Genomic DNA, 6,596 nt, shown 5'->3' with positions numbered 1-6,596 from the left:
TTTGGCAGCGCAAGCTCGCTTGCATTGCCAAAGTCCAGGAAGCGGTACGGAAAGCGCAGCTTTCCAAGTATTTCTGCGACTGAGAGGCCCCGAACGCCGCCAGACCTCGCGACTCCAGCGGTTTTTGATTGAAATCGGTGATTAAACAGGGGTACGTGACCATATAGACCAGCAACCCCGATTTAATCACCAAATAGCATCACACCCAGCCCGAACCCCACCACACCTCGCGATATACCGCTGTGCCCTGATAACAGGGGGTTAGGCTTCGACGCGGGAGCTGGGGCCCAGCAGCAGACGCGCCAGGTGAATCCCGTGGCTGCCGGCCAGCTGTTCCGCCTGGGTGCGGCAACTGAAGCCGTCAGCCAGGAAAATCGCGTTCGGGTGTTCGCGCAGGGCGGGCAGCAAAGCGTGTTCCGCAATCCGTTTCGACACCTCGACATGACCGCGTTCCATGCCGAAATTGCCCGCCATTCCGCAGCAGCCCGCCAGTTCCACAACTTCCGCTCCGGTGGCAGCCAGCAACTTGCGATCGGTTTCCCAACCCAGGACGCTGTAGTGGTGGCAATGTGGCTGAGCGACAACCTGCACGCCTCGCAAATCCGGCAGCTTCCATACGTCCGGGTTCGGCGCGGTGTCCGGGTTGCTGAGCAGTTCGGCCAAAGTACACGTGGCCTGGGCAATCGACTGGGCACGGGGATCGTCGGGCAGTAAACGTTCCAGGTCGTCGCGCAGGGTCGCGGTGCAGGACGGCTCCACGCCGACAATCGGTATCCCGTTGACCGCCAGCGGCCCCAGAATCTGGCACAAGCGCCGCATGTTGCGCCGGGCTTTGTCCAGCTGTCCGGTCGTCACGTAGGTCAGCCCGCAGCAGGCTTGGGGCGGAAGATAAACCTGGTATCCCGCCGTTTCTAGCAGCTCCACCACGGCCTTGGCACCGTCGGGGGCGATCCCTTCTGAGAAAGAATCCGCCCACACCGCCACCCACGGTTTAGCTTCGGGAGCGGGCTGGCTGTTGGCGCGTGCTGCCGAGGCAACGACATTGACCTGTCCCGTAGCCTCCGGCGTCTGCCTCATATCCGCATTCACAAGCCCGTTCGCCCCAATTTCCGGTTCCGCAGCGTTTCCTCCGCGCCGCCTCGCCCAAGTCCGGAACGACTCAGGGTTAAAATGCGCCATCTGACGGCGCGGATCCAGCCCAAACATCCGAAACACCAGGTGGCGAATCCACGCGACCCCGAAAACACTGTTGGCCAGGCCCGCACCGCCGGGTATCCGGCGCGCCAAACGTAGCCAGCCCGGCAGACGACCCAACAGATAATGCGAACGCGGCCGCAATCTCCGGCGATAGGCCCGATACAGCGACTCGGACTTATAGGCCGCCATGTCAATCCCGGTCGGGCAGGCCGCGGAACAGGCCTTACACGCCAGACATAAATCTAGGGCGCGTAACAGGTTCGGGTCGCGGAAATCCCGAATGAGTGTGCCGTTCGTGACTTCTTGCAGTACCCGGGCGCGCCCGCGCGTGGCGTCCCGTTCTTGGCCGGTAGCCAGGTAGCTGGGACACATCCAAGCACCGTTGACCTGGTTCATTGCCAAACATTTGCCAACGCCGGTGCAGCGATGCACGGCCGCGGTAAAGTCCGTGTCTTTCGGAAAAGTAAAGCCCGAACCAGGCAGGGCCGGAATGGTCCGAGCCCCCGCCAGCCGCAGGTTCGCGTCCAATGGATCGGGATCCACCAGCACCCCCGGATTCATCAAACCCCGTGGGTCAAACAGCGCTTTGACCTGCTTAAATAAACGAATCAGCGCGGGGGAATACATTCGCGGCAACAATTCGGAGCGGGCTCGGCCGTCCCCGTGCTCGCCCGAAAGCGAGCCGTGATGTTTACCGACCAGGTCAGCGGCACGCTCCAGGAACTCCCGAGAACGCCCTTGCCCAGCCTTCGCCCCCAATGGCAGGTTCAATCTCACATGCAGACAGCCGTCCCCGAGATGCCCATAAAGCATTCCGTCCACGTTCATTTCCCGCATCAAATCAGTGAAATCTCGCAAATAAGCGGCCAAATTCTGGGGTGGAACCGCCGCGTCCTCCCAGCCCGGCCAGGCCGGGTCGTTACCACTGCTGTCCGGGTTCAACGGGGTCCGCCCGCCCAACCCGGCCCCATCGGCGCGAATCCGCCAAAGTTTCGTGGCTTGCGTGGAGGGGGGCAGCACTAGGGTGGCGCGGGTGTTGGCGGCTTGTGCTAGGTCATTGGCACGAGCCAGGGTTGTCTCCAGGTCCGCGGTGGCGCTGCCCATCTCTACCAGTAGCCAAGCGTTGCCTTCCGGCAGTTCGGGCAACTCGCCGACCCCCGGCTTGTGCGCCAAAGTGTAAACCAGACGCGAATCCATGCCCTCCACCGCGAGGGGAGAAAAGTCATTAATCAGCGGCACATCAGCGGCAGCGGCAATCATGTCGGGGTAGCCCAGCACCACCAGCACCGGCGCGGTCGGCACGGGCACCAAACGGAGCGTAGCGCGCAGCACGCTGACCAGGGTCCCCTCGCTGCCCACCAAGAATTTGGCCAGGTCGCGCCCGTTTTCCGGCAGCAGGTGTTCCAGGGAATAGCCCGAAACTTGCCGGTGAAAACGCCCGCATTCCGTGCGAATCAACGCCAGGTTTTCGTCAACTAAACGCTGTAAACCCGGCACTACGTCAAGCGCGCCCTCGCCCGAAGTGGCGCGAAATTCCCGCCCAAAACCATCGATAACGTCCATCGAAATGACATTGTCTGCCACGCGACCCCAGGCTTGGGCGTGCGGGCCGCAGGCGTTGTTGCCAATCGAACCCCCAACGGTGGCCCGCGTCCAGGTGGACGGGTCAGGCCCAAATCGCAGACCAAAGGGCGCTCCGGCCTTTTGAATATCGGCGAGTACCACCCCCGGCTCCACCGTAATCTGGCGCGCGGAGGGGTCGAGGGACAGAATCCGGTTGCAGTGGTGAGACGTATCAATGACCAGGCCAGGCCCGATAGAGTTGCCGGAACATGAGGTTCCCCGGCCGCGCATCGTCAGGGGCACGCCAGCGGACAGGGCTTCCAAAATCGTGTCGCGCAGCTGGTCAAGGTTCTCCGGTTGGGCGATCCGGTCGGGCACGATGCGATAGTTTGAGGCATCCGTTGCGTAAATGGCCCGGTTCAAGGGGTCTTGGAGGTATTTCACCATGGCCCTAGTGTATGTTACTTTTCCCAGTCTCCTGGCTATCCGGGGCTTTGCCCAATGCCTTTTTCGCAATCCCCAACGCGATAGGAATGACTGAAACCGCGATGATGATGACGGCGATGAGCTCCACGTTGTTGCGGATAAAGGGCACTCCCCCGAGCGAAATACCGGCGACGATGAACACGCCGGTCCAGGCGATACTGCCGATGACATTCCACAGGGTGAAATGCGCCCAGCCGTAACGGCCGATTCCGGCCGCGATAGGCACGAAAGTGCGCACGAAAGGAACGAAACGCCCCAACACTACCGCCGGCCCACCCCACTTGCGAAAGAACACTTGGGCAGTCTGCAAATACTCGGTTTTCAGCACGCGCGCGTCGGGTTTGAAAAACCGTTCACCAAACAGCAGTCCGAACCAGTAGCCGACCTGAGCTCCGGCGATTGCCGCCACAATCAGCACGAACAGAATCACAGCGAGGTTCACCGGCATCCGGTCTTGCAGCAAACCCAGCGCGAACAGCATCGAATCTCCGGGAAGCACCGGGAATAGCACTCCTGACTCGATGAACACGATGAGGGCGACGATGGCCACCATCCACACCCCGTAAGCCGAGATGAGGTGTTCCAACAGGGCGCCGGGGTCTTTCAGCCAGTCCAGCAAAGTCGCAGTGAAAACCATGGTTCCAATCTTAGTTAATGTCGACAGTCGGGGATTCGGGCCGCAGGCACAAACGGCTAACTGCCGGCGGTAAACGGCAAACGGGCGGCTATTGCAGCGCCCACGCTACGTCCTGGTCGGGCAACGCGCCGGCGCCGCCCACGATGACACCGTGGGAGCCGGCGGAGGCCCACAAGCCCTGCAAGAACGCGGGTTTCGACCCGGCCGGAGGTACCAGCACAAGTTTCGCGCCTTGCTTGACCGTGTAGGCTCCGGCGGAAAGGGCGTCCGGGAAGTTCCGTCCCGACACCATCACCAGTCCGTTTACGCCGTGTCCCAGGTCAAGGCTGGTGGCGAGGCCGAGGGCGGTTTCGTAGCGATCCGCCCCGGTGTAGGTCGCGCTCGCGTTGATACCGGCCGAAGCGACGGCAGACTGCGCCGGACCGCCGACCGTGATGATTTTAGTGCTGGTCAAAAGGGGGTTCAGGTAGCCTTGGGTGGCAGGGGGGAGGGTGTTTCCGCTAGACAGCACCAGGGAGGCCTGCAGCGCTCCGGCCGCGGCTCCGGCAGCCAGGGCGTCAGGGAAGTTGATGCCGTCAGCCACCAAGACCGCGCTGGGCGCACCTCCCAGAGAATCGCGATATTGCGCGACTATCCGGGCGGTGTCAAAACGATCCGCGCCGATGAGTTCCACCAATTCCAGACCTTTAGCCTGAATCAGCGCCCGGTCGGCAGCGCTCAGCCCCACGGTCCCGCCTACGCGCACGACCCGACGCAGCCCGAATTTATCTAGGGCTTTCAGGGCTTGGGGATCCAAGTGGTCGCGGGAGTTCGACAGCACCAACGCGGAGCTGGTGACCCCGGCCAGCTGCGTTGCGGCCAAACCGTCAGCGGCAATCAAACCGGTGGTGAGAATCAGCGTTTCCACGTTGGGCGAAGCGTCGGCAATCATCCCGGAAGTATCCATCCGGTTGGCGCCACTGACCCGCGTAATGTGCGGCGGGAGTTGCTTGAACTCCAAAGTGCCGCTGCTCGCGCCGCGCACCGGCACCCCTAAACTCATCAGCCAGGGGGCAAAACGCGACATCGGCGAGGCGGCGTTAAACAGCAGCTGTTCGCTGTTGTTCGTGAAGGACGCATTGGATTTTGAGCTGGTGATGCCGACCACCTCGCCAGCCGCATTGTACAGAGGACCGCCAGAGTCGCCTTTATCTACCGCCATCGGCACGGTGGCCAGGATGTTGCCACCAGCGGGAATCTGGAAACGCTGGGCAGTGTGGGCATCCAAAGTGTTGACGTTGGCGCAGTAGTTTGCTTTGCCGCCAATCATTTGGGAGACACCGTCGATGGTGGAGGATTCCTTAATGATGTAGTTTTGCCCGCAAATATGCAGGGGAGTGCTGGGAGGTTGCACCGCCGCGCTGATCGGGGCGATGGGGTGATTTGCCGGGGTGGTAACCATCAGTGCCACGTCGCCTTGCGTGGTGCTGTCCCAAGTTACGCCGGTGGCTAGGGGTTTGCTGCCGGGAACTTGAGAGTTAGCAGCAAAAACCCGCGCCGGCCCTTGGGGCAAGTTCTTAAAACAGTGAGCCGCGGTCAGCACCATGTTGGGCGCGACCCAAACTCCGGAGCACATGGACGCCATTCCGTCCGGACCCGGTCCGATAACAATCTGGACGGTGGCGGGGTGCGGGTCAGGAATCTGTCCGGCCTGGGTGGAGCCCTTTTCTGGGGAGTTCACAAGGGGTGTCGCGTGGTCGAGTTGGTCAGCAGGGGTGGGCGGGAGGAGCCGGTGAACCTCGGTTGGCGGGTAACCTGGCGGGGTGTCGCTGGTCCCGGCTTGTGCGGGCGCGACCGGACCAATACCAACGAGAGCGAAAACCAACATGAATAGCGCCGGAAGCCACAGGGGGCGGCGTTGCGTGAAACCAGGGACCATGAGGTCAATTATCGACTATAGACGGGGTTTTATCCAACCATAGCGGTTTCGTGACCGGACAAAAACAGAGTTCCATTCCGGGTGCGACTCCCACGCGGTCTGGGTACATTTGATATATGTATGTCAAGCTCGCTCGTTTTCTGGCCCTCAGGCCGAAGCGAGTTCTGGCATTTTGGATTTTGGTGGTTATCGCCACCGCACTGAGCGCGGTGACCGGGTTTGGAGATCCCTTGTGGAATCGGCTCATTTCTGATGTACCCCAGGCGACCCCTTCCGAGTCTCATACTGGGCAAGTCATGGTGGAAAGTCACCAGACCGCGGCCTATTCCGTGATGGCCTATGTTTCCGGGGTTGATTTGCGCGCGGAGCTGGAGCAGGCGCCCAAGCTGGCTAGTAAGCTGGATGAGATGCAGGCTCAGGCCGAGAATCAGGGGGATGAAGCCAAGAAGCTCGGCGATGAGGCAAGAGCCGCTGGAGATCCGGCTCAGACGCTGGCTAATCAGGCGCGAGCCCTGGGTGCGAAAGCGACCGAGCTGGGCAATCGCGCCACCAGCCTGGGAAACCAAGCCAAAGCCCTGGGGCGTGAAGCGCAGGAGGCGGGTGCGAAGGCCCAGGAGTTGAAGGCGCAAGCCGAGGCGGCGGGTGCGAAAGCGCAGGAGGCGGGTGCGAAGGCCCAGGAGTTGAAGGCGCAAGCCGAGGCGGCGGGTGCGAAAGCGCGGGAGGCGGGGGCGAAGGCCCAGGAGTTGAAGGCGCAAGCCGAGGCGGCCGCGGCGAAAGCCCAGCAGCTCGCCGCCA

3 protein-coding genes and 1 pseudogene are annotated in these 6,596 nt (G+C 62.1%); 1 reads left to right on the top strand and 3 read right to left on the bottom strand.

Features of this window, described 5'->3' with window-relative positions; all coding sequences use genetic code 11:
* Positions 1–261: 261 nt before the first annotated feature.
* From AC5LBQ_RS09170 to AC5LBQ_RS09160, 3 genes are all read right to left on the bottom strand, one after another.
* Entirely contained in the window at positions 262–3,207 is a 2,946-nt protein-coding gene (locus tag AC5LBQ_RS09170) for an FAD-binding and (Fe-S)-binding domain-containing protein (protein WP_493265293.1), read from the bottom strand.
* 4 nt (positions 3,208–3,211) lie between these two features.
* Positions 3,212–3,883, bottom strand: a complete 672-nt coding sequence (locus AC5LBQ_RS09165; RefSeq protein ID WP_493265292.1) for a VTT domain-containing protein — start codon at positions 3,881–3,883, stop codon at positions 3,212–3,214.
* Positions 3,884–3,971: 88 nt separating this feature from the next.
* Entirely contained in the window at positions 3,972–5,801 is a 1,830-nt protein-coding gene (locus AC5LBQ_RS09160; protein WP_493265291.1) for a cell wall-binding repeat-containing protein, read from the bottom strand.
* 116 nt (positions 5,802–5,917) lie between these two features.
* Between AC5LBQ_RS09160 and AC5LBQ_RS09155 the strand changes: the two are divergent.
* Positions 5,918–6,596 (top strand): annotated as a pseudogene (locus AC5LBQ_RS09155) (MMPL family transporter); the annotation flags it as partial.

The sequence above is a fragment of the Mobiluncus sp. genome, assembly GCF_985070215.1.
Note: the sequence above shows the minus strand (reverse complement) of the source record. Positions and strands in the feature narration are given on the sequence as shown.

What these genes read in the sequence shown, in the direction of transcription:
- AC5LBQ_RS09160 (WP_493265291.1), bottom strand. Translation starts at nt 5,801, where the DNA reads ATGGTCCCTGGTTTCACGCAACGCCGCCCCCTGTGGCTTCCGGCGCTA.
- AC5LBQ_RS09170 (WP_493265293.1), bottom strand. Translation starts at nt 3,207, where the DNA reads ATGGTGAAATACCTCCAAGACCCCTTGAACCGGGCCATTTACGCAACG.
- AC5LBQ_RS09165 (WP_493265292.1), bottom strand. Translation starts at nt 3,883, where the DNA reads ATGGTTTTCACTGCGACTTTGCTGGACTGGCTGAAAGACCCCGGCGCC.